A 21,991-nucleotide genomic window follows, 5' to 3' on the forward strand; every position below is an offset into this window, starting at 1 on the left:
GGTTGGCGGCGCCTCCCTGAAAGCTGACGCTTTCGCGGTGATCGTTAAAGCAGCAGAAGCAGCGAAAAAAGCGTAATTCGCTTTTCCCGGTGGCGACACGCGACCGGGTTGACTGACAAAACGTGGGAGCCCGGCTTAGCACAGCGCAAGCCGGGCTTTCTTTTGCCGTTACAGTTTCCCCAACAGCTGATACCAGGCGTAGTCCAGCGGCAGTAAAATCAGATAACTCACCGCCGCCAGCGCCAGACACAGTTGCATCCCCGCCCTCGCCGGGACCTTGCCTAACCCCATCGCCACCACGATCGGCGACGCCTGATAGGGCAGCAGCGGCGTGGAATAGCCCAGCACCTGAATCATAATCACGCTTAGCAGCGGAAAACCGGTGGCGTCGGCAAAGCTCTGGGCAAAGGTGGTATACAGCGCCGGCACGCCGTTGGCGGTCATAATAAAGTTCAGCGCGCTGGTTATCCCGGTCAGGGCGAGAAAGCTGGTGAAAGGATTGTCTTTATCCAGGGGCATCACCTGCAGCAGCGCATTGCCCACCGCGCCGCCAATCCCGGTTTGGGTGACGGCGATCGCTAGCCCCAGAATCCCGGCGACGTAAATGCAGGTGCGCATATTCACCCCGCTGGCAAACTCCTCGCCGTTAATAAAGCCCACCCGCGGCAGCAGCGTGATCACAGCCGCCGCCAGGCCGGTCCACGCCGGGCCGACGCCGTGCCAGCTCTCGGTCACCCATAGCGAGAGGACCACCGCCAGCAGCCACGCCAGACGTTTCTCGTCGCGGCTCATCGGCGGCAGCGGCGCCAGGTCGCGCGGTGGATGCGGCTTGCCGGGAAACAGCCAGCAAATCAGCGCCACCAGCACCGCCCCTTTCAGCCAGCCAAGCACCGGCGTATGCAGCAGTAAATAGGGAACATAATTCAGATGGATACCGTACGAGCCTTCCGCCGCGCCACTCATCACCAGATTCGGCACGTTGGCGGGCAAAATCGTCGCCGACAGCTGAAAGGTGCCGAACCCCACCGCCAGCGCCAGGCCGAACCAGCCGCGGCTACCGTCGGCAATGCCCGCGCGGCGGGCCATCGCCGCCACGATCGGCATCAGCAGCGCGATGCGCCCCATGTTGGAGGGCATCACGAACGCCAGGGCGTAGCTCAGGAGTACCACGCTGGCGACCATCCGCGGCCAGGAGTCGGTGAGCCTGGCCGACAGCGCCTGCGCCGCCCGGTCCGCCAGTCCGGTTTTACGGATGGCGATGCCGAGCACAAAGCCGCTGAACACCAGCCAGAACGCCGAAGAGGCAAAGCCGCCGAAGATCACCTCCGGCGGAGCGATTTTCGCCATCATTGCCGCTGCGAAGAACAGCAGCGCGGTGATAAATTCCGGCAGCAGCGACGTCGCCCAGAGCACGATGGTGACGCCGACAATCAATGAAGGAAGGAACAGCGGGTGGGTAAGCCAGAGCGACATGCCTGTCTCCTGTCGTTTTTTTCAGCAAGAATACGACGACAGGTAAGACAGGTAAACGCCAGAACTAGTGGTTTGCGTTAAGGATGGCGCAGCGATGATCCTGAATTTCTTCCGCTGAAGCCCGGTTCAGGGTCAGCAGGTTACGCTCCGTCGCCAGCAGCACCAGCGAGCCGTCGCTCTGTTGCGCCATTGCCAGCGCGAAGCGTCCCATATGTTCACGCGCCTCCGGCACCTCTTCCGCCAGCATCAGGAACGGGCTACGCTGGGCCAGCTCCGCCTCCGTCACCCGGCGCGCCAGGTATTCGTGGCCCTGAAGCCCGCCCGGTAGCGGCAGCCAGCGGCTGCTGATCGCTGCGGCATCCTTATCTAACTGCGCGCGCACATCGGGGCGCAGGCAGGAGATATGAATATGGAAATGGTTTTGCGTACGTCCACTGCGCGAGTTGATCGCCAGCGATACCGCGTTATCAGGAACCGGCGCGCCGTGGCGCTGGCTCATGATTTCACGCCCCTGCCAGGCCTGCCAGAAAAAGTTCGGCGTCAACGGTTCCAGCAGCAGCGGGCTTTCGGTGCCGTTGATGCGGTAGGTCGGCATCAGCAAATATTGCAGCGGGCCGTTACGGTCTTTAAACAGCACATAGCCGCCCTTGAGGTTCACTTCCGCGCACGGCGACGGGTTTTGCTGCTGTTGCTGATGGGGTACGCACTGCTGCAGGACAATCTTGCGTAATGCGTCCGGGTTGCCAGAGTGCAGCCAGTAGTAGCCGCCCGCCAGCGCCGCGAGGATCGCCACCAGCAGCGCCAGCAAAAAGTATCTTACTCTTCTCATTTTCATTCCCTGTTAAGCCTGAAGCGGAAGAGTAGCGTAATTTGATGACTAAATGAAAACAGATGGTGGACGGGGCGTTATCCCGGGTAGCGGCTGACGCCTTACCCGGGCTACGCACCGCGCAAAACTGTAGCCCTGCTAAGCGTAGCGCAAGCAGGGACAAGAGAATTAACGCTGGCTAATCTGGTCGAAGGTGCCGCCGTTGGAGAAGTGCTCTTTCTGCGCTTTCGTCCAGCCGCCGAACTCCTGATCGATGGTAAACAGCTTCAGTTTCGGGAATTCGTTAGCATATTTCTTCGCCACATTCGGATCGCGCGGGCGGTAGAAGTTCTTCGCCGCAATCTCCTGGCCTTCCGGCGAGTAGAGATACTTCAGGTATGCTTCCGCCACCTGGCGCGTGCCTTTCTTATCCACCACTTTGTCGACCACCGAGACGGTCGGCTCAGCCAGAATCGACTCACTTGGGGTCACGATTTCAAACTTGTCTTTGCCCAGTTCGTTGGTCGCCAGCAGCGCTTCGTTTTCCCATGCGATCAGTACGTCGCCGATGCCGCGTTCTACGAAGGTATTGGTCGAACCGCGTGCGCCGGAGTCCAGCACTTCCACGTTTTTATACAGCGCCTTGACGAATTCCTGGGCTTTCGCCTGGTCGCCGTGATTCTGATGCAGGGCATAGCCCCAGGCCGCCAGGTAGTTCCAGCGGGCGCCGCCGGAGCTTTTCGGGTTCGGGGTAATGACCGACACACCCGGTTTGATCAGATCGTTCCAGTCATGGATCTGTTTCGGATTGCCCTTGCGGACGAGGAACACGATGGTGGAGGTATACGGCGCAGAGTTATCCGGCAGGCGTTTCAGCCAGTTTTTATCGATGCGGCCGCGTTCGGCAATAGCGTCGACATCGTAGGCCAGCGCCAGCGTGACCACATCCGCTTCAATACCGTTAATCACCGAGGTCGCCTGTTTGCCAGAGCCACCATGCGACTGGCGGATCACCACGTTGTCGCCGGTCTCCTGCTTCCAGTGTGCGCTAAACGCTTTGTTGTACTGTTCGTACAGCTCGCGCGTTGGATCATAAGATACGTTTAATAGCTGAATGTCTTTTGCCAGAACGCTGGCGGATGCCAGCAACAGAGTTAACCCTACGCCCCACTTATTCATCGCACCGCTCTCTTTATGTGTGTTGTGATGGGTTAAGCGTGCCAGAAAGCGATTCAATGATTAAAGAATAAAAAAAGATTGGCTATAACTTGCGGATATAAAGACGCGAGTAAGGATGACCCCCTCCCGGGCGGGAGAGGGCGCGAAGCAATTAGACTTCTTCCATGCGACCCAGCAGCGCCTGCAGACGTTCCTGCCAGCCCTGCTGCTGCTCTTTCAGCTGGCTGTTTTCGCGCTCCAGCTCTTCACGACCATGCTGCGCGCTCTGAACTTCCTGCACCAGGGTGTTGTTCTTTTCTTTCAGCTCTTCGATTTCCATCTGCAACAGAGTGATGGTATCAATCGCCTGCTGAACCTTAGATTCTAATTTCTCAAACACTTCTAATGACATCGTCATACCTCTCCTGAACTTGCAAGGCGTTGATAGAAACTCGTGTTTCGTATACGCGGTCCCGCCTTAACGAAAATTAGCGCACATAGCGGTGTTATCGTCGATTGTATGAATCCCCGCCGCCCCTGTCCAGCGGCACGCCGCGTAGATTGCGGTTTGCAACACTTTTCAGTCTTTACCTGGTGCTTTCAGCGCAGTTCGCTCGTAGTTCATGGGTCAATGTTAATTTTATGGTTAACAAAATGCGTGGTGAAACGCTCCGGCAGCGCTCTCGATGCGCGCAAATGGCGCGAAAACGCTCATTTTCTTGACGAGGCACACACATTTGAAGTTCGATATTTCTCGTTTTTGCTCGTTAACGATAAATTAACACTATGCCTACATGGCAATATGGTCGTCTGTGACCACCCTACATACAATAATCATCACCACGCTTCAGGATTCGATTATGAGCCAAACATCAACCTTAAAAGGCCAGTGCATCGCAGAGTTCCTCGGTACCGGGTTGTTGATCTTTTTCGGCGTTGGGTGCGTGGCTGCGCTCAAGGTCGCGGGAGCCAGCTTCGGACAATGGGAAATCAGCATCATCTGGGGTCTGGGCGTCGCCATGGCGATCTACCTGACCGCCGGGGTCTCCGGTGCGCACCTTAACCCAGCGGTGACTATCGCGCTGTGGCTGTTCGCCTGCTTCGAAGGCCGCAAAGTGGTTCCTTTTATTATTTCGCAATTCGCTGGCGCCTTTTGCGCTGCGGCATTAGTTTACGGGCTTTACTACAATCTTTTCCTCGATTATGAAACCACCCACCATATGATTCGCGGCAGCGTGGAAAGCCTCGATCTGGCCGGCATTTTCTCCACTTACCCGAACCCGCACATCAATTTTGTGCAGGCCTTCGCGGTAGAGATGGTGATTACCGCTATCCTGATGGGCGTCATCCTGGCGCTGACCGACGATGGCAACGGCATACCGCGCGGCCCGCTGGCCCCTCTGCTGATTGGCCTGCTGATTGCGGTGATTGGCGCCTCCATGGGACCGCTGACCGGCTTCGCCATGAACCCGGCGCGTGACATCGGCCCGAAAGCCTTCGCCTGGCTGGCGGGGTGGGGTGACGTCGCCTTCACCGGCGGCAAAGATATTCCTTATTTCCTGGTGCCGCTGTGCGCACCGGTGGTCGGCGCGGCGCTGGGCGCATTCAGCTATCGTAAGCTGATTGGCCGTCACCTGCCTTGCGACACCTGCGTGGAGGAAGAGCAACAGAGCCCCTCCTCTTCCACCGCTCAACATAAAGCTTCGCTGTAATCTGACTACGGGACACCGACTATGACCGACAAAAAATATATCGTTGCGCTTGACCAGGGCACTACCAGCTCCCGGGCCGTTGTGATGGATCATGATGCCAATATCGTCAGCGTCTCCCAGCGAGAATTTGAACAGATTTATCCTAAGCCAGGCTGGGTCGAACACGACCCGATGGAAATCTGGGCTTCCCAAAGCTCGACGCTGGTCGAAGCGCTGGCCAAAGCGGATATCAACTCCGATCAGATCGCGGCCATCGGCATCACCAATCAGCGTGAGACCGTGGTGGTGTGGGAGCGAGAGACCGGTAAACCCATCTACAACGCTATCGTCTGGCAGTGCCGCCGTACCGCGGAGATCTGCGAGCAGCTCAAGCGTGACGGGATGGAAGAGTATATCCGCAAGGCCACAGGCCTGGTGGTGGACCCGTACTTCTCCGGCACCAAGGTGAAATGGATCCTCGACCATGTCGAAGGTTCCCGTGAGCGTGCGAAGCGCGGCGAGCTGCTGTTCGGCACCGTTGACACTTGGCTTATCTGGAAGATGACCCAGGGCCGCGTGCACGTCACCGACTACACCAACGCCTCGCGTACCATGCTGTTCAACATTCACGACCTCGACTGGGACGACAAGATGCTCGACGCGCTGGACATTCCGCGCGCCATGCTGCCGGAAGTGCGCAAGTCTTCCGAAGTGTACGGCCAGACCAACATCGGTGGTAAAGGCGGGACCCGTATTCCTATCGCCGGGATCGCCGGTGACCAGCAGGCGGCCCTGTTCGGCCAGCTGTGCGTCAAAGAAGGGATGGCGAAAAACACCTACGGCACCGGCTGCTTTATGCTGATGAATACCGGCGAAAAAGCGGTCACCTCCACCCACGGTCTGCTGACCACCATCGCCTGCGGCCCGCGCGGCGAGGTGAACTACGCTCTGGAAGGGGCGGTGTTTATGGCCGGCGCGTCTATTCAGTGGCTGCGCGACGAGATGAAGCTCATCAGCGATGCCTTCGACTCCGAGTACTTCGCCACCAAGGTGAAGGATACCAACGGCGTATACGTGGTACCCGCGTTCACCGGTCTTGGCGCACCGTACTGGGACCCGTATGCCCGCGGCGCGATTTTCGGCCTCACCCGCGGCGTGAACTCCAACCACATTATCCGTGCGACGCTGGAGTCCATCGCCTTTCAGACCCGCGACGTGCTGGAGGCGATGCAGGCTGACTCTGGCATTCGTCTGCACGCCCTGCGCGTAGACGGCGGCGCGGTGGCTAACAACTTCCTGATGCAGTTCCAGTCCGATATCCTCGGCACCCGTGTCGAGCGTCCGGAAGTACGCGAAGTGACGGCGCTGGGCGCGGCCTATCTGGCCGGTCTGGCGGTCGGTTTCTGGCAGAATCTGGATGAACTGCAGGAGAAAGCGGTGATTGAGCGCGAATTCCGCCCGGGTATTGAAACTACTGAGCGTAACTATCGTTACAGCGGCTGGAAGAAAGCGGTGAAACGCGCGTTAGCGTGGGAAGAGCACGACGAAGCGTAAGATTGTGAAGTTATTCCCGGCTTGCGGCGTAAACGCCTTAGCCGGGCTACAAAACCCCAAACAGCACGATCTTGTAGCCCGGACAGGTGCGCAGCACCGCCTCCGGGTTTTTTATCAGCCAAATATCGGCAGCAGCAGGTACAGCTTAATCACCAGCGCGTTGACGATATCGATAAAGAACGCCCCCACCATCGGCACTACCAGGAAGGCCATATGCGATGGCCCGAAACGGTCGGTAATCGCCTGCATATTGGCGATCGCCGTCGGCGTTGCCCCCAGGCCAAACCCGCAATGCCCGGCTGCCAGCACCGCGGCATCGTAGTTTTTGCCCATCATCCGATAAGTGACGAACACCGCATACAGCGCCATCGCCAGCGCCTGCACCGCCAGGATAATAATCATCGGCAGCGCCAGCGAGGCCAACTCCCACAGCTTGAGGCTCATCAGCGCCATGGCGAGGAACAGCGACAGGCTGACGTTGCCCAATACCGATACCGCGCGATCGAACACCCGATACAACCCCGCCAGCGCCAGGCTGTTGCTGAGGATCACGCCGATAAACAGCACGCAGACGAAGGTCGGCAGCTCGAAGACGCTCCCCGCCAGCAGTTGCGCAACCACCTTGCCCAGCGTCAGACAGATGGCGATCAGGGCGATACTTTCGATCAGCACCAGCGAGGTGATCACCCGCCCCACGTCCGGCTTTTCAAAGGCGGTTGGCGCCACCTGATCGTCCGGTGTCCCGTCCGGTGAGGAAGAGTGCTTCACCAGATAACGCGCCACCGGGCCGCCGATCAGGCCGCCCAGCACCAGGCCGAAAGTCGCGCAGGCCATCGCCACCTCGGTGGCGTTGGCAAAACCGTAGCGCTCAACGAACAGCTTACTCCACGCCGCCCCGGTGCCGTGGCCGCCGGATAAGGTAATCGACCCGGCCAGCAGACCCATCAGCGGATCCAGCCCCAGCAGCGTCGCCATGCCGATACCGAGGGCGTTCTGCAGCAGCAGCAGGCCAACCACCACGATCAGGAAAGTGCCCAGCACCTTGCCGCCGGCCCGCAGGCTGGCGAGGTTGGCGTTAAGACCGATGGTGGCGAAGAACGCCAGCATCAGCGGATCTTTCAGACTCATATCGAAATCAATTTCGATATCCATGCTTTTTTTCAGCGCCAGCAGCGCCAGCGCCACCAGCAGACCGCCGGCAACGGGTTCAGGAATAGTGTATTTCTTAAGGAAGGGAACGGTTTGTACGAGTTTTCTGCCGAGTAACAGCACGAGCGTTGCGGCAACGAGCGTCGATAAGGTATCGAGATGAAACATAAAAAGCTCCTTATGGGCGCATGATCCATTCACACGCGACGATATTCCTGGTGTCTTTAGCTTCTCATCATGAGGAGTCAGAGGGGGATTTTACGCAGAACGGCGGAAAAATTGACAGAAAAAGATATTTTGTATCCTGAATGATGCGATTTAGCATACAAAATGTTAATTATCTCGTTGCGCATATTCACGGTATAAATTTTTATGAGCAAACGCTGGCAAACGTTTGCTTTTGGTCTACAGTCCGATAAAATTCCCGCTTTGCCACCTTGGGATTGCTTGTGATGTCCGTAAACACCGCAGAGTCAGAAAATGCGCAACCGGTTGCGCATAAACCAGCCAGCGAATTAATCTACCGCCTCGAAGATCGCCCGCCGCTACCGCAAACCCTGTTCGCCGCCTTCCAGCACCTGCTGGCGATGTTTGTCGCGGTGATCACCCCGGCGCTGTTAATCTGCCAGGCTCTCGGTCTCCCGGCGCAAGATACCCAACATATCATCAGCATGTCGCTGTTCGCCTCCGGCGTCGCCTCTATTATTCAGATCAAAGCCTGGGGCCCGGTCGGCTCCGGACTGCTCTCCATCCAGGGCACCAGCTTCAACTTTGTCGCCCCGCTGATCATGGGCGGTACCGCCTTGAAAACCGGCGGCGCCGACGTCCCCACCATGATGGCCGCCCTCTTCGGCACCCTGATGCTGGCCAGCTGCACCGAAATGGTCCTCTCCCGGGTCCTGCACCTGGCGCGCCGTATCATTACCCCGCTGGTTTCCGGCGTGGTGGTGATGATTATCGGCCTGTCGCTGATTCAGGTCGGACTGACCTCCATCGGCGGCGGCTACGCGGCGATGGCTGACCACACCTTTGGTGCGCCGAAAAATCTGCTGCTGGCGGGTATCGTGCTGGCGCTGATTATTATCCTCAACCGCCAGCGCAACCCGTACCTGCGCATCGCCTCGCTAGTGATTGCCATGGCTGCCGGTTATCTGGCGGCGTGGTTCCTCGATATGCTGCCAGCCAACACCGCCCCGACCAACAGCAGCCTCATCACCGTCCCGACGCCGCTCTATTATGGCCTCGGCATCGACTGGAGTCTGCTGCTGCCCCTGATGCTGGTGTTTATGATCACCTCCCTGGAAACCATCGGCGATATCACCGCCACCTCCGACGTCTCCGAACAGCCGGTCTCGGGTCCGCTGTATATGAAGCGCCTGAAAGGCGGCGTGCTGGCTAACGGCCTGAACTCCTTCGTTTCCGCGGTCTTCAACACCTTCCCGAACTCCTGCTTCGGCCAGAACAACGGCGTGATCCAGCTGACCGGGGTCGCCAGCCGCTACGTCGGCTTTGTGGTCGCCCTGATGCTGATCGTCCTCGGCCTGTTCCCGGCGGTGAGCGGCTTTGTCCAGCATATCCCTGAGCCAGTGCTCGGCGGCGCCACGCTGGTGATGTTCGGCACCATCGCCGCGTCCGGCGTGCGCATCGTCTCCCGTGAACCGCTGAACCGTCGGGCGATCCTGATTATCGCTCTGTCACTGGCGGTAGGCCTCGGCGTGTCGCAGCAGCCGCTGATCCTGCAGTTCGCCCCGGACTGGCTGAAAAACCTGCTTTCCTCCGGGATTGCCGCCGGCGGTATCACGGCGATTGTTCTGAATTTAATTTTCCCGCCAGAAAAGGCGTGATCTCATGCGTTCCCGGTCGCGCATCGGCCGGGACGTCCTCCAACCACCTGCCCCATCACGGAAATAAACCACGCCTGCCTTGAGAAGTGCGCCTAAATCGGGCATAACACGGTGATGTGCATCTCACAGAATGGAAGACCATGAAATTTCTTGGAAAGCTGATTCTCTGGCTGCTAGTCGCTCTGCTGCTCGTCATTATTGGCGCGTGGTTCCTGCTGCAAACCCACTGGGGCGCCCGCCAGGCCAGCGCCTGGCTCAGCAATGGCACCGGCTGGCAGGTCTCCTTCGATGAGATGGAGCACGATTTCTCCTCCCCCCTTCATGTGCAGTTGCGAAACGTCACCTTTGGTCGGGAAGGCAAGCCTGCCACTTTGGTGGCAAAAACGGTCGACATTGGCTTCAGCACCCGCCAGTTTAGCGATCCGCTGCATGCGGATGAGATAGTCCTTAACGACGGCACTCTGAATCTGTCACCCCACTCTGCAGACCTACCGTTCGCTGCCGACCGGCTGATGTTGCGCAATATGGCTTTCAACAGCCCGGAAACCGGCTGGGCGCTCAGCGCGCAGCGCGTCACCGGCGGCGTCAGCCCATGGACGCCGGAGGCGGGCAATGTGCTGGGGAAAACGGCGCAGATCCAGATGAGCGCGGGCTCGATGACGCTCAATGGCGTCGAAGCCAGCAACGTTCTGATTCAGGGTAAGATTGATCAGGGCGAGGTCACCCTCTCCACCCTCGGCGCCGATGTCGCCCGCGGCACCTTAACCGGCAATGCCAAACGCAGCGCCGATGGCAGCTGGCGGGTGGATAACCTCCAGCTCAACGAGATTCGACTGCAGAGCCCCGCCTCGCTGGCCGAGTTTTTCGCGCCGTTAACCACGGTCCCCTCTCTGCAGATTGGCCGCCTGGACATCACCGACGCCCGCCTGCAGGGACCGGACTGGGCGGTAACCGACCTCGACCTGAGCCTGCGCAACCTGACCCTTAGCCACGGCGGCTGGCAGAGCGAGGACGGCACGCTGTCGATGAACGCCAGCGAATTTATCTACGGTTCGCTGCACTTCTTCGACCCGATCCTCAATGCTGAATTCTCTCCCCAGGGCATTGCGCTGCGCCAGTTCTCCTCGCGCTGGGAGGGCGGCATGGTGCGCACCTCCGGCAACTGGCTGCGCGCCGGGAACGCCCTGGTGCTCGACGATACCGCTTTCGCCGGACTGGAGTACACGCTGCCGGCGAACTGGAAACAGCTGTGGATGACGCCACTGCCAGCCTGGCTGCAAAGCCTGACGCTGAAAAAATTCAGCGCCAGCCGCAATCTGATCATCGATGTGGACCCTGCTTTCCCGTGGCAAATTACCGCCCTCGATGGCTATGGCGGCGAGCTACAGCTGGTGAAAAACGGCAGCTGGGGAGTATGGAACGGCAGCGCGACGCTGAACGCCGCGGCGGCGACTTTCAACCGGATCGACGTGCGCCGCCCATCACTCAAACTGAACGCCACAGCCTCGACGGTCAATATCACTGAGCTTAGCGCCTTCACCGAGCGCGGCATTTTGCAGGCCACCGCCGCGGTATCCCAGCTGCCGCAGCGCCAGGTCAATCTGAGCTTCAGCGGCCGCGGCGTGCCGCTGAATATTCTGCAGGCCTGGGGCTGGCCGTCGCTACCTATAAGCGGGGATGGCAATCTCCAGCTGACCGCCAGCGGCAGCGTGCAGGCCGATGCCCCGCTCAAACCGACGGTCAACGGGCAGCTCAGCGCCGTGAATATGGAGAAACAGCAGGTGGCGCAAATCATGCGCAACGGCGAGGTCAGCCCCGCCCCCGCCGCGCCAGCGCCCACTCCCGTCACCCCATAGCGATGCCCATTCCCTCTCCTCTATGGGGAGAGGGATTGCTTCCCGGCAAAACTCCACTCTGACAACTCTCTCCCTGAAAGGGAGAGAGTTGGGGTGCGAGTCCTGAAACCTGTGTGCAATACGCGGCTATCTGTACCTATTTAGCGCAACAGGTTCCTTTCAAATATCAGAGTTGCTATAACCAAATCACTGGAAGTCGATAAAAAACCGCTCCCTGTACCTACAAAAATATAAAAGGATCAATCATGCCTGAAATACGTCAGCGTATTCTGGAGAATATGCAAAAATTCTCCCGGGCCATGATCGGCGCCGTATTGTTCTTGCCGGTCATTGGCTTAATTCTGGCCCTCAGTTCAGTATTAACTAATCCGACATTAATTGCTGAAACCAGTTTCTTACATCAGTTTGGGCAAATGCTCGGCGACACCTTTTGGCCTTTATTTGGCAACCTCGGCTTATTATTTTGCGTCGGCATCAGCTATGGCCTGGCAAAGGATAAAAAAACCGAAGTCGCACTGGTTTCAGTGATGTGCTTTATTATGTTTCTTGGCGCCAACCACTCCTGGCTGGAACACACCCATGGACTCGCCGAAAAAATTAACGGTGAATATTATGGCACCGGGCAAACCCAGCTGCTGGGCTTTGTGGTGGTGGATATGGGCGTTTTCCTGGGCATTATTCTCGGCTGCACGATTGCGTGGGTGCACAATAAAGTCTCTGCCATTGAGCTGCCTGGCGCGCTGTCGATGTACGGCGGCGCCAAGCTGACGCTGGTGGCGATGACGCCGGTGGTTATCTTCTACGCCATCGCCTTTACCTGGATTTGGCCCTTTATGACCCACGGCATCTCCGCCCTCACCGGTTTTATGAAAAATGCCGGGGTCGCCGGGGTCTTCGTCTATGGTTTCTTTGAAAAATTCCTTATCCCCACCGGCCTGCACCATTTCGTCTGGTCCCCCTTCCAGCTCACCCAGATTGGCGGCACGCTGAACGTGGATGGTCAGGTGGTCTCCGGCACCCAGGCCATATTCCTCGCCTATATGCGCCATCCCGACCTGACGCCGGTCATGAACGACGCATTACGTTTTTCGCAGCAAGGGATGACCACCATCTTCGGCCTGGCGGGCGCCTCGCTGGCGTTCTACCACACCGCGAAACCGGAGAAGAAAGCGATGGCGAAGGCGATTCTGCTGCCGGCGATTATCACCTCGATGCTGACCGGCATCACCGAGCCGATTGAGTTCACCTTCTTATTTGTCTCGCCGCTGCTGTGGGTGATCCACGCGACGTTAACCGCCGCCTCGCAGGCCATTTGCGACATCTTCACCGTACGTCCCTGGGGTGCATCGGGCCTGATCGAGTTTCTGATCTATAACCTGCCGCTGCCGGTCTCCTTAACGCGCTGGCCGGGCTATGTCCTTATCGGTATCGGCCAGTTCGCCGTCTACTACGTGATTTTCCGCACCCTGGTGGTGAAGCTGAACCTGAAAACGCCGGGCCGGGAAGATGACGAGAACGTGAAGCTCTACAGCAAAGCAGAGTACCGCCAGAAAGTCGCGCAACCGCAGTCGGTCACCGATGACATTATCCGCGGCCTCGGGGGCAAGGAGAATATTCTCTCCGTCGATAATTGTTTTACTCGCCTGCGCGTGGCCGTGCGCGATATGGCGCGGGTTGATGACACGCAATTAAAAAATACCGGCGCCAACGGCGTCGTACGCAATCGAAATGAAGTTCAGGTTATTTATGGCGTCAAAGTGGGACAGGTACGTTCCCGGGTTGATAACTGGTTAGCAGAAAATTAATGAGGAGTATTTATGAAATTAACCGTATTAGGCGGGGGCGGCGTTCGCTCTGCATTTTTAGCGAAATCTCTGGCCTATAACGCTCACCGCATTGGTTTAACAGAAGTCGTTTTTCTCGATAACTCTGCTGATAATCTGGCGATATTTGGCGAAATTGCCCGCTATGTATTTAATACCATTCGCCCGGATATTCAGTTTAGTACCACCACCGACCCGGTCGCAGCGCTGCAGGACGCCAACTATATCATTACCACCCTGCGGGTTGGCGGCGATGAAAGCCGCATTCGCGACGAACGTATTGCGCTTGAGCATAACACTCTCGGCCAGGAGACCACCGGCGCCGGCGGTTTCGCGATGGCCATGCGCTCGATCCCGGCGATCCTTCGCTATTGCCGGCTGATCGAAGAACATGCCGCCGAAGACGCCATTCTGTTTAACTTTACCAACCCGTCAGGTCTGGTGACGGAAGCGATTATTAAGTCCGGCTTTAAGCGCCGGGTCTATGGGATCTGCGATGCCCCCTCCGAGCTGATTCGTGAACTGCCGGCGATCCTTGGCTGTGAGGAGCGCGACCTCAGCGTGGAATGCTATGGGCTGAACCATTTCTCCTGGTTTACCCACTTCACCGTCCGTGGGGAAGAGGTGACCGAACGGCTGATCGCCAGCCCGGAACTGTACCAGAAGACGGCGATGCAGTACTTCTCCCCGGAGCTGGTACGGCTTTGCGATAATCAGCTCCTCAATGAATATCTCTATTATTACTACTATCGCGACGAGGCGCTGAAGGCGATTCAGGGGGCCGGCGAGACGCGCGGAGAGCAGATCGCCCGCATCAATCAGGAGATGCGCGAGGCACTGCGCACCGTGGATGCCAGAACGCAACCGGAGGCCGCCTTCACCATCTGGATGCAGCATTACCTACGCCGGGAAAACAGCTATATGCAGAACGAATCCCGGCAGGAGAAATTCCACACCCGCGAACCGCTGACGCTGCGCCAGTTTATCGAAGAGCCGGACACCGGCGGCTATGCCGGAGTGGCGCTGGATATCCTGGAAGCGGTGAACAGCACCACCACTAAGCGGATCGTGGTGTCGATCCAGAATAATGGCACGCTCGACTTTTTGCGCCCGGACGACGTGATCGAGATCAGCTGCGACCTGAGCCGGGATGGCCTCAAGCCGGTGACGCCGGTGAAGGTACCGACGGCGCAGAAGAATATGATTGCCTGCGTGAAGGAGTATGAGCGGCTGGCGGTGGCGGCGATCCTGCAGCAGGATAAATCGCTGGCGGTGCGGGCGCTGATGGCGCACCCGCTGATCGGTTCCTATTCGCTGGCGAAAACCCTGGTCGAAGCCTATCTCGACGATGAGCAGTTCGCCGCCTGGCGGTAATCCGCTGCCGATGGGATTCCCCCGCTCGCACCGCGCTTAGCGGGGCTACGAACGGAGCGGTTTGTGTTTTATGTAGGCCGGGTCAGGCGTAAGCCGCCACCCGGCAAAATAGCCGTATCACCCGGTAGCCCGGATAAGGCGCCAGCCGCCATCCGGGAACTCCCCCCGCTCGCACCGCGCTTAGCGGGGGCTAACTATTGCTACGTAGACTGGTAAACCACATCTTCAATAGTCGCTCAAAGCCTAAGATGCAGTAGCCGAAAAACGGGTTGCTCCAGTAAATATCATCATCGAACTTCTGCGGGTCGTGAATAATAAACGCCGTATCCGCGGCCTGCGCCAGCGGGCTTTGGTAGTCGCCGGTAAAGCAGACCAGATTAATCTCCTTCCCCTCCAGGGCCTTAACCCAGTTGAGCGCCGAGCTGCTGCGCCCGGATTTAGAAATGATCCAGATGGAGTCGAAGCAGGCGGCGTTTTTCTGTTCGAGGATTTCGTAATCGGGCCACAGCGCCAGGCTGGCATTCACGCCGGTGACGAGAAACTTGTTGTAAATATACTGGGCGATCAGCTGTGAAAAGCCGCTGCCGTGGATCAGGATGCGCTGCTGTTTAAGGCTTGCCAGCAGCGGCGTCAGCGCTTCTTCCGGCTGAACGCTCATGTAGTCGATATCGTTGGTGACATCGAGCTTCGGCATGGTGATATTGAACTTGATGAAATAGACCAGCTCCAGCCAGCCGCTGAACTTCAGTTTCTTTGCCAGCCGGACCAGGGAAGAGGGGTTGCTGTAGCACTGTTCGGCCACAGCGCGAACTCCCTGGCGGATACACTGCTCCGGGTCGTTCTGAATAAAGCGCAGCACGGTCATTTCCGTTTTGCTTAGCTTCACGTCACGAAAGATATTTTCTACGTCCATGGCGGGCTCCTCTCAGCGGCAGAATACGCTAACACCGTTCGACAACCGCGTCTGCGGCCTGAGTCACCACAATGAAATGAACGTTACTTTTTGTACAAAAATGGAATAAAAAAACCCTCTCCGCCTGGCGAAGAGGGCTGCTGCTGTTAACCTATTTACAACGTAATCGTCAGCGTATTGCCCTCGGCGCTCACCACCACTCCCCATTCGCTACCGGTCTGCGTACCGCCCTGCACGCCCGCGACCTGCGGGATATTGCGCAGACATAACGTCCAGCCGCGGGCCTCGCCTTCGCCGCTCACGGCGATGGCGTTGCCCTGGCGCCTGGCCTTCAGGGTGAAGATCGTCGAGCCGTCTGCCGCCGGAACGTTACAGCGTGCCTCGCGTCCATCCTCAAGGTGGAACAGCTGGAAGGCGGTGCCCTCATGCCAGGCGTAATCCGGCTTCTGGTCATTGTTGCCCAGCGCCAGCAGGCTGTTGTCGCGAACGTAGACCGGCAGGCTCAGCGCATCGTGATGCTGCTTATGCCAGCGGCTACCCGGCAATTCATCGTTATGCCACAGATGCGTCCAGTGCCCTTCCGGCAGATAAAACTGCACTTCGCCGGCCTCGGAGAACACCGGCGCCACCAGGACCGAATCGCCCAGCATATACTGGCGGTCGAGATAGTCGCAGGCCGGATCGTCCGGAAACTCGAGCATCATCGCGCGCAGCATCGGCGTGCCGCACTCGTTGGCCAGCGCCGCCTGACGATAGAGATACGGCATCATGCGGCATTTCAGCTGCGTGAAGTGGCGCACCACGTCGCAGGACTCGTCATCGTAGGCCCATGGCACCCGATAGGATTTGCTGCCGTGCAGGCGGCTGTGGCTGGAGAGCAGGCCGAAGGCGCACCAGCGCTTGTAGACGTGGGCCGGCGCGGTGTTTTCGAAACCGCCGATATCGTGACTCCAGAAACCGAAGCCAGACATGCCGATCGACAGCCCGCCGCGCAGGCTTTCCGCCATCGATTCGTAGTTGGCGTAGCAGTCGCCGCCCCAGTGCACCGGGAACTGCTGCGCGCCCACCGAGGCGGAGCGGGCGAACAGCACCGCCTCCTGCTCGCCGACGGTCTCTTTCAGCACCTTCCACACCAGCTCGTTATAGATGAAGGCGTAGTGGTTGTGCATTTTCTGCGGATCGGAACCATCAAACCACTGGACGTCGGTCGGGATACGCTCGCCAAAGTCGGTCTTGAAGCAATCGACCCCCATCGCCACCAGGCCTTTTAGTTTGTCAGCGTACCACTGGCGGGCTTCCGGATTGGTGAAGTCATAAATCGCCAGCCCCGGCTGCCACTTATCCCACTGCCACAGCGAACCGTCCGGACGCTTCAGCAGATAACCCTTCTCTTTCAGCTCTTTGAACACCGGCGAGCGCTGACCGATGTACGGGTTGATCCACACGCAGACCTTCAGCCCTTTCGCCTTCAGGCGCTTGATCATCCCTTCCGGGTCCGGGAAAGTTAGCGGATCCCATTCAAAATCGCACCACTGGAAGGCCTTCATCCAGAAGCAGTCGAAGTGGAAGACGTGCAGTGGCAGATGGCGCTCAGCCATGCCGTCGATAAAGCTATTCACCGTCGCTTCGTCATAGTTGGTGGTGAACGAGGTCGTCAGCCACAGACCAAACGACCATGCCGGCGGCAGCGCCGGGCGGCCGGTGAACTGAGTATAGCGGTTAAGCACCGCTTTCGGCGTCGGGCCGTCGATGACGAAGTACTCGAGGTATTCGCCTTCAACGCTGAACTGGACTTTAGAGACTTTCTCCGAGCCCACCTCGAAGGAGACGCGCTGCGGATGGTTGACCAGCACGCCGTAGCCGCGGTTGGTCAGATAGAACAGGATATTTTTGTAGGATTGCTCGGTGCTGGTGCCGCCGTCCTCGTTCCAGGTTTCTACCGTCTGGCCGTTGCGCACCAGCGCGGTAAAGCGCTCGCCGAGGCCGTAGACGGTTTCGCCGACGCCGAGGTCGAGGCGCTCAAACATGTAGTTGCGCTGGGTCTTACTATCCTGCACGTAGCCGTTGTTTTTTAGCTGGCTACCGGTGATACGCACGCCGTCGCGCAGAAAATCCAGCGCCCAGAATTCGCCTTTAGTCACCCGCACGCTGAGGCTGCCGCTTTTCAGCTCAGCGAACCCGGCCGTATTTTCTATTTCGACATGGACGTCTTTCTGCACGTTCAGCGGATAGTGCGGACCGTTATCCAGCGCGCCCTGAAAGTGCTCCATGCGCACGCCGATTATCCCTTCCTGAGGCGAGAAAAAGCGCAGGGTGAACAATGGCGTATCCAGCTGCCAGGCGCGTTCGCGGACATCGCGCGGCGCGGCATAGACCACTATTTCTTTCCCCTGCTGCTCCACCTCGTAAACCTGTACGGGTTGGATCAGGTTGAGCCCTGGTTGAATGAGCCAGTTTCCATCACTGATTTTCATTAAAACGTCCTCTTAGTTTTGCCATTCTTTGTCGATCGGGGCGGCGGTGAATTCTTGTTCGTTGCGACGCGCGCCCTCGGCCAGCTCGGCCATCATTTTTTTCAGGAACGGCGTTTTCAGCGTGTAGTAGCGTTTGGCGATCACCGCGCTCAGCAGGTAGCACACCGCCGGAACGAGGGTGAACAAGGCGATAATGATGGTGAGGGTGGCGCTGTTCTGGGTTTTAGCGGCGGCGTCATAGCCGCCGCCGGCCAGCATCCAGCCGATCAGCGCGCCGCCCAGCGCCAGCCCTAACTTGAGCACAAACAGGGTACCGGCGAAGCTGATGCCGGTCAGGCGTTTGCCGTTACACCATTCGCCGTAGTCGACGGTGTCGGACATCATTACCCACTGGATTGGCGTCACCAGCTGGTGCAGTACGCCAATGACGAAGATAAAGACAAACATGGTGATTTCGGCGTCCATCGGTACGAAGAACATCGCCACGCTGAGCACCGCCAGGAGGGCGTTGGTCCACCAGAAGACGCTGACTTTGCATTTCCAGTCGGTCAGCGGTTTCGCCAGCGCCGAGCCAATCAGGTTGCCGACGCAGTAGGTCGTGAGGAAGGCGGTGAACAGCGCCGCCGAGCCCATGATCCAGGTGGTGTAATACATCATCGCGCCGCCGCGAACGCAGACCGCGAGGATATTGAGGATGGTGAGCACGCCGACCACCCGCCACTGGTCATTGCGCCAGATATCGCGCAGGTCTTCACGCATCGAGGTACTGCTCGGCGGCGCTTCGACACGCTCTTTGGTGGTAAAGAAGCAGAAGGCCAGCATCAGGAAGGCAATCACCGACAGCACCGCGATGCCCCCCTGGAAGCCGAGCGCTTTGTCTTCGCCGCCGATAAAGTTGACCAGCGGCATCATCAGCACGGTGGAGAGCATGCCCCCCGCCGTCGCCAGCACGAAGCGCCAGGACTGCAGCGAAATGCGCTGCGTCGGGTTGTCGGTGATCACGCCGCCCAGCGCGCAGTAAGGGATATTCACCACGGTGTAGAGCAGGGTCAGCAGCGTGTAGGTCACGGCGGCGTAGATCAGCTTGCCGTTGTGGCTTAAATCCGGCGAGCTGTAGGCCAGCACGCAGACGAGGCCGAACGGGATAGCGCCGAAGAGGATCCATGGGCGGAACTTACCCCAGCGGCTGCGGGTACGGTCGGCAAGCAGACCCATACACGGGTCGGAAATCGCGTCCAGCGCGCGCGCCAGCAGGAACATGGTGCCGACAAAGCCGGCGGGGATACCAAAAATATCAGTGTAGAAAAACATCATATACAACATGACGTTATCAAAAATAATGTGGCTGGCGGCATCACCCATGCCGTAACCAATTTTCTCTTTGACGGACAAAATGTGATCTTTCATATGCGCACTATTCCCTTAGCGGCACCGAGGGTTGGTACCGGTTACGGTTTTTGTAAACCTTTGCCGCACTAAGATGAATTGCGATATCTCGTTATCAGATTACGTTTCTTGTTTTCTGTGATCGCGGTAGGGAATCAGGGAGTGAAAAAGTGTAACTCACGGATTTTGTGAGGATTTGTCCAGGACTGTTCTGTAAAGTCCAGTTTTAACAGTAAAAAAGTGCGTTTAGGTATGTGGTAAACGGCTGAAAGTAGCTATAATGCGCCCCGCCTCCATGTAGCAATCGAGGCGCGGAAGATCGTCATCTCCGGTGAGGTGGCTGGACTTCAAATCCAGTTGGGGCCGCCAGCGGTCCCGGGCAGGTTCAACTCCTGTGATCTTCCGCCAGTTTGCCTCTGCTCCCCCACAGCCACGCCATACCAACCTGAGCCCCCCAAACTCATCATCCCAGCCAATCATTTTCATCCAAACCCTGCGTTATTTTGTCTCTCGCAAACCCGTTACACTGGCGCGGTGGCCGTGTGCCGTTACCAACCGAAACAGGAGAGCCATAATGACCCCCGAACTCAGACACTGTTTTTCCATTACCATCCAGGTTGATAAACCGATAATCGTCTCCCGCAGCCCGCAGACCGGTAAGCGCCAGCTGATCCCGATTATCGGCGGCAGTGTCTCGGGTCAACTTCGCGGCCACGTATTACCCGGCGGCGTCGACAGCCAGATAATCGAACCCGACGGCACCTGCAGGCTGTCCGCCCGCTATGCCCTGCAGGTGGCGGAAGGCACGGTCTATGTGGAAAACAATGGCATCCGCCGGGTGCCGGCCCAGTATCATGACCAGCTTTTCGCCGACGATATGCGCTTTTTTAGCGATATTCCGCCAGAAGCCATCTATTTTCGCACCGTGCCCACCTTTGAGGTGGATGCTCCCGCGCTCAGCTGGCTAACCACCTCGCTGTTTATCTGCGCCGGTGGCCGGACCCAGGATGGGGTGATGCTCGACTTCTATCAGGTGGGCTGATTTTCACTTTCTGCATATAACTGTTATTGCCGTTAGCCCGTTTTTCCCCTCCCGGCAGCGGTCTACGATGGCTCCATCTTTTCATTCACCCGAATCACAGACCGGAGCAGTTATGAAAGCTATCGCCATTACTCAAGCCGCCGCTGACGGCAACAACATCTCTTCTTTAACCGAGATCGACCTGCCGATCCCCACCGCCCACGGGCGTGATCTGTTGGTCGCTGTGAAGGCTATCTCGGTCAATCCGGTAGACACCAAAGTGCGCGCCGGCTTTCAGGGCGACACGCCGCGGGTGCTGGGCTGGGACGCCGTTGGCGTGGTGCAGTCCGTCGGTGAGGAAGTGACGCTGTTCGCGCCCGGGGACGAGGTCTGGTACGCCGGCGCGCTGGGCCGGGCCGGCAGCAACAGTGAATATCAGCTGGTGGATGAGCGCCTGGTGGCGCACAAACCGCGCATCCTCGATAATGCCTCCGCCGCCGCGCTGCCGCTGACGGCGATCACCGCCTGGGAGCTGCTGTTTCACCGTCTCGGCGTTGAGGAAGGCGGCAATGCGGGCGACACGCTGCTAATCGTCGGCGCGGCGGGCGGCGTGGGGTCTATCCTGACCNNGACGGTGATCGGCACCGCCTCGCGTCCCGAGAGCCAGCAGTGGGTCCGCGAGGCGGGCGCGCACCATGTGATCGATCACAGCAAGCCGCTCGCCGACGAGCTGGCGCGCATTGGTATCACGTCGGTAACCCATGTCGCCAGCCTGACCAATACCGAGCAGCACTTCAACGCGCTGATCGACGCCCTCGCCCCGCAGGGCAAGCTGGCGCTGATTGATGACCCGGAGACCCTGGACGTGGTGCCGCTGAAAGCCAAAAGCCTGTCCCTGCACTGGGAATTTATGTTCACCCGTTCAATGTTTGAGACGGATGATATGATCGCCCAGCATCAGCTGCTCACCCGCGTGGCGGCGCTGATCGACAACCACACTATCAAAACCACCCTTGGCGAACACTACGGCGCCATCACCGCCGCCAATCTGCAGAAAGCGCATCGCCAGCTGGAAACCGGACGCGCCGTCGGCAAGATCGTGCTGGAGGGGTTTTAAGATGATATCGCTTATCGCCGTGCTCAAGGCGAAACCGGGCCAAACGGACGCCCTGCGCCAGGCCCTGCAGGCGCTGCTCCTGCCGACGAGACAGGAGCCGGGCAACCTCGACTATGCCCTGTTTCAGCTGCGCGACGCGCCGGACACCTTCTATATGCGCGAGGCGTGGCAGGGACAGGACGCCCTCGATGCCCATGTCGCGATGCCCTATTTTCAGGCGTTTATGGCGCAGATGGAGTCTCTGCTGGCTGAGCCGCTGCGGCTGGACTTTCTGACGCCGGTTGAGCCTTAGCAGGTTTGATTCACGAGGGGTGGGAAAATCACGCCCCTCCGCCGCGCGGGTTTAAAAG

At 58.6% G+C, this 21,991-nt stretch carries 17 protein-coding genes and 1 tRNA gene; 10 read left to right on the forward strand and 8 right to left on the reverse strand.

Annotated features, from left to right (window positions below; genetic code table 11):
* Nucleotides 1–168: 168 nt before the first annotated feature.
* The 4 genes from KHQ28_RS11390 to zapB all read right to left on the reverse strand — a co-directional run bounded on the left by KHQ28_RS11390 (nt 169) and on the right by zapB (nt 3,857).
* On the reverse strand, nt 169–1,473 hold the full coding sequence (locus KHQ28_RS11390; protein ID WP_004151505.1) for an SLC13 family permease: 1,305 nt from the start codon (nt 1,471–1,473) through the stop codon (nt 169–171).
* A 64-nt stretch (nt 1,474–1,537) separates the two neighbouring features.
* Nucleotides 1,538–2,308, reverse strand: a complete 771-nt coding sequence (locus KHQ28_RS11395) for a CDP-diacylglycerol diphosphatase (protein ID WP_020803798.1) — start codon at nt 2,306–2,308, stop codon at nt 1,538–1,540.
* A gap of 162 nt (nt 2,309–2,470) precedes the next feature.
* Nucleotides 2,471–3,460: a sulfate ABC transporter substrate-binding protein gene (locus tag KHQ28_RS11400; RefSeq protein WP_002922936.1), complete on the reverse strand. Its 990-nt coding sequence runs from the start codon at nt 3,458–3,460 to the stop codon at nt 2,471–2,473.
* 151 nt (nt 3,461–3,611) lie between these two features.
* Nucleotides 3,612–3,857: a septal ring assembly protein ZapB gene (zapB, locus tag KHQ28_RS11405; protein ID WP_004150222.1), complete on the reverse strand. Its 246-nt coding sequence runs from the start codon at nt 3,855–3,857 to the stop codon at nt 3,612–3,614.
* Nucleotides 3,858–4,299: 442 nt separating this feature from the next.
* Here zapB and KHQ28_RS11410 point away from each other — a divergent pair, with 442 nt between their 5' ends.
* Complete coding sequence (locus KHQ28_RS11410; RefSeq protein ID WP_002922941.1) at nt 4,300–5,151, forward strand: MIP/aquaporin family protein; 852 nt, start codon at nt 4,300–4,302, stop codon at nt 5,149–5,151.
* Nucleotides 5,152–5,172: 21 nt separating this feature from the next.
* Nucleotides 5,173–6,684: a glycerol kinase GlpK gene (gene glpK / locus KHQ28_RS11415; protein ID WP_002922944.1), complete on the forward strand. Its 1,512-nt coding sequence runs from the start codon at nt 5,173–5,175 to the stop codon at nt 6,682–6,684.
* A gap of 114 nt (nt 6,685–6,798) precedes the next feature.
* On the opposite strand, the gene gltS is transcribed toward glpK, so the two are convergent.
* Complete coding sequence (gene gltS / locus KHQ28_RS11420) at nt 6,799–8,001, reverse strand: sodium/glutamate symporter (protein ID WP_004173891.1); 1,203 nt, start codon at nt 7,999–8,001, stop codon at nt 6,799–6,801.
* A gap of 284 nt (nt 8,002–8,285) precedes the next feature.
* Between gltS and KHQ28_RS11425 the strand changes: the two genes are divergently transcribed.
* From KHQ28_RS11425 to KHQ28_RS11440, 4 genes are all read left to right on the forward strand, one after another.
* The gene (locus KHQ28_RS11425; RefSeq protein WP_004150226.1) at nt 8,286–9,677 is read left to right on the forward strand and encodes an NCS2 family protein; all 1,392 of its coding nucleotides are present in this window, start codon (nt 8,286–8,288) and stop codon (nt 9,675–9,677) included.
* Nucleotides 9,678–9,817: 140 nt separating this feature from the next.
* A complete protein-coding gene (locus tag KHQ28_RS11430; protein WP_004873093.1) occupies nt 9,818–11,533 on the forward strand; it encodes an AsmA family protein in 1,716 nt (571 codons plus the stop codon).
* 245 nt (nt 11,534–11,778) lie between these two features.
* On the forward strand, nt 11,779–13,338 hold the full coding sequence (locus KHQ28_RS11435) for a PTS transporter subunit EIIC (RefSeq protein ID WP_032418266.1): 1,560 nt from the start codon (nt 11,779–11,781) through the stop codon (nt 13,336–13,338).
* A gap of 12 nt (nt 13,339–13,350) precedes the next feature.
* Complete coding sequence (locus tag KHQ28_RS11440) at nt 13,351–14,730, forward strand: glycoside hydrolase (RefSeq protein ID WP_004150228.1); 1,380 nt, start codon at nt 13,351–13,353, stop codon at nt 14,728–14,730.
* Nucleotides 14,731–14,920: 190 nt separating this feature from the next.
* On the opposite strand, the gene KHQ28_RS11445 is transcribed toward KHQ28_RS11440, so the two are convergent.
* From KHQ28_RS11445 to KHQ28_RS11455, 3 genes are all read right to left on the reverse strand, one after another.
* Entirely contained in the window at nt 14,921–15,643 is a 723-nt protein-coding gene (locus KHQ28_RS11445) for a MurR/RpiR family transcriptional regulator (protein ID WP_004173889.1), read from the reverse strand.
* A gap of 155 nt (nt 15,644–15,798) precedes the next feature.
* Nucleotides 15,799–18,117 carry an alpha-xylosidase gene (gene yicI, locus KHQ28_RS11450; RefSeq protein WP_032418265.1) on the reverse strand — a complete coding sequence of 773 codons (2,319 nt, stop codon included), beginning with the start codon at nt 18,115–18,117 and terminating at the stop codon, nt 15,799–15,801.
* 12 nt (nt 18,118–18,129) lie between these two features.
* Entirely contained in the window at nt 18,130–19,524 is a 1,395-nt protein-coding gene (locus tag KHQ28_RS11455; protein WP_014906761.1) for a glycoside-pentoside-hexuronide family transporter, read from the reverse strand.
* Between the two features lie 292 nt (nt 19,525–19,816).
* On the opposite strand from KHQ28_RS11455, the gene KHQ28_RS11460 reads away from it, so the two are divergent.
* The 4 genes from KHQ28_RS11460 (at nt 19,817) to KHQ28_RS11475 (ending at nt 21,933) form a co-directional block, all read left to right on the forward strand.
* Nucleotides 19,817–19,911: transfer RNA gene (locus KHQ28_RS11460), tRNA-Sec, on the forward strand.
* A 166-nt stretch (nt 19,912–20,077) separates the two neighbouring features.
* Nucleotides 20,078–20,545, forward strand: a complete 468-nt coding sequence (locus KHQ28_RS11465; RefSeq protein WP_004181550.1) for a DUF3237 domain-containing protein — start codon at nt 20,078–20,080, stop codon at nt 20,543–20,545.
* 112 nt (nt 20,546–20,657) lie between these two features.
* Nucleotides 20,658–21,641: a zinc-binding alcohol dehydrogenase family protein gene (locus KHQ28_RS11470; protein ID WP_211777607.1), complete on the forward strand. Its 984-nt coding sequence runs from the start codon at nt 20,658–20,660 to the stop codon at nt 21,639–21,641.
* Nucleotide 21,642: 1 nt separating this feature from the next.
* Complete coding sequence (locus KHQ28_RS11475) at nt 21,643–21,933, forward strand: putative quinol monooxygenase (RefSeq protein ID WP_004889187.1); 291 nt, start codon at nt 21,643–21,645, stop codon at nt 21,931–21,933.
* The last annotated feature ends 58 nt before the right edge of the window (nt 21,934–21,991 follow it).

This window comes from Klebsiella sp. 28, assembly GCF_018223905.1.
Taxonomy (GTDB): domain Bacteria; phylum Pseudomonadota; class Gammaproteobacteria; order Enterobacterales; family Enterobacteriaceae; genus Klebsiella; species Klebsiella pneumoniae.

Coding starts and splice junctions, on each gene's coding strand:
- KHQ28_RS11455 (WP_014906761.1), bottom strand. CDS start 19,524: ATGAAAGATCACATTTTGTCCGTCAAAGAGAAAATTGGTTACGGCATG.
- KHQ28_RS11475 (WP_004889187.1), top strand. CDS start 21,643: ATGATATCGCTTATCGCCGTGCTCAAGGCGAAACCGGGCCAAACGGAC.
- KHQ28_RS11390 (WP_004151505.1), bottom strand. CDS start 1,473: ATGTCGCTCTGGCTTACCCACCCGCTGTTCCTTCCTTCATTGATTGTC.
- zapB (WP_004150222.1), bottom strand. CDS start 3,857: ATGACGATGTCATTAGAAGTGTTTGAGAAATTAGAATCTAAGGTTCAG.
- KHQ28_RS11440 (WP_004150228.1), top strand. CDS start 13,351: ATGAAATTAACCGTATTAGGCGGGGGCGGCGTTCGCTCTGCATTTTTA.
- KHQ28_RS11435 (WP_032418266.1), top strand. CDS start 11,779: ATGCCTGAAATACGTCAGCGTATTCTGGAGAATATGCAAAAATTCTCC.
- glpK (WP_002922944.1), top strand. CDS start 5,173: ATGACCGACAAAAAATATATCGTTGCGCTTGACCAGGGCACTACCAGC.
- KHQ28_RS11445 (WP_004173889.1), bottom strand. CDS start 15,643: ATGGACGTAGAAAATATCTTTCGTGACGTGAAGCTAAGCAAAACGGAA.
- KHQ28_RS11425 (WP_004150226.1), top strand. CDS start 8,286: ATGTCCGTAAACACCGCAGAGTCAGAAAATGCGCAACCGGTTGCGCAT.
- yicI (WP_032418265.1), bottom strand. CDS start 18,117: ATGAAAATCAGTGATGGAAACTGGCTCATTCAACCAGGGCTCAACCTG.
- KHQ28_RS11400 (WP_002922936.1), bottom strand. CDS start 3,460: ATGAATAAGTGGGGCGTAGGGTTAACTCTGTTGCTGGCATCCGCCAGC.
- KHQ28_RS11410 (WP_002922941.1), top strand. CDS start 4,300: ATGAGCCAAACATCAACCTTAAAAGGCCAGTGCATCGCAGAGTTCCTC.
- KHQ28_RS11395 (WP_020803798.1), bottom strand. CDS start 2,308: ATGAAAATGAGAAGAGTAAGATACTTTTTGCTGGCGCTGCTGGTGGCG.
- KHQ28_RS11465 (WP_004181550.1), top strand. CDS start 20,078: ATGACCCCCGAACTCAGACACTGTTTTTCCATTACCATCCAGGTTGAT.
- gltS (WP_004173891.1), bottom strand. CDS start 8,001: ATGTTTCATCTCGATACCTTATCGACGCTCGTTGCCGCAACGCTCGTG.
- KHQ28_RS11430 (WP_004873093.1), top strand. CDS start 9,818: ATGAAATTTCTTGGAAAGCTGATTCTCTGGCTGCTAGTCGCTCTGCTG.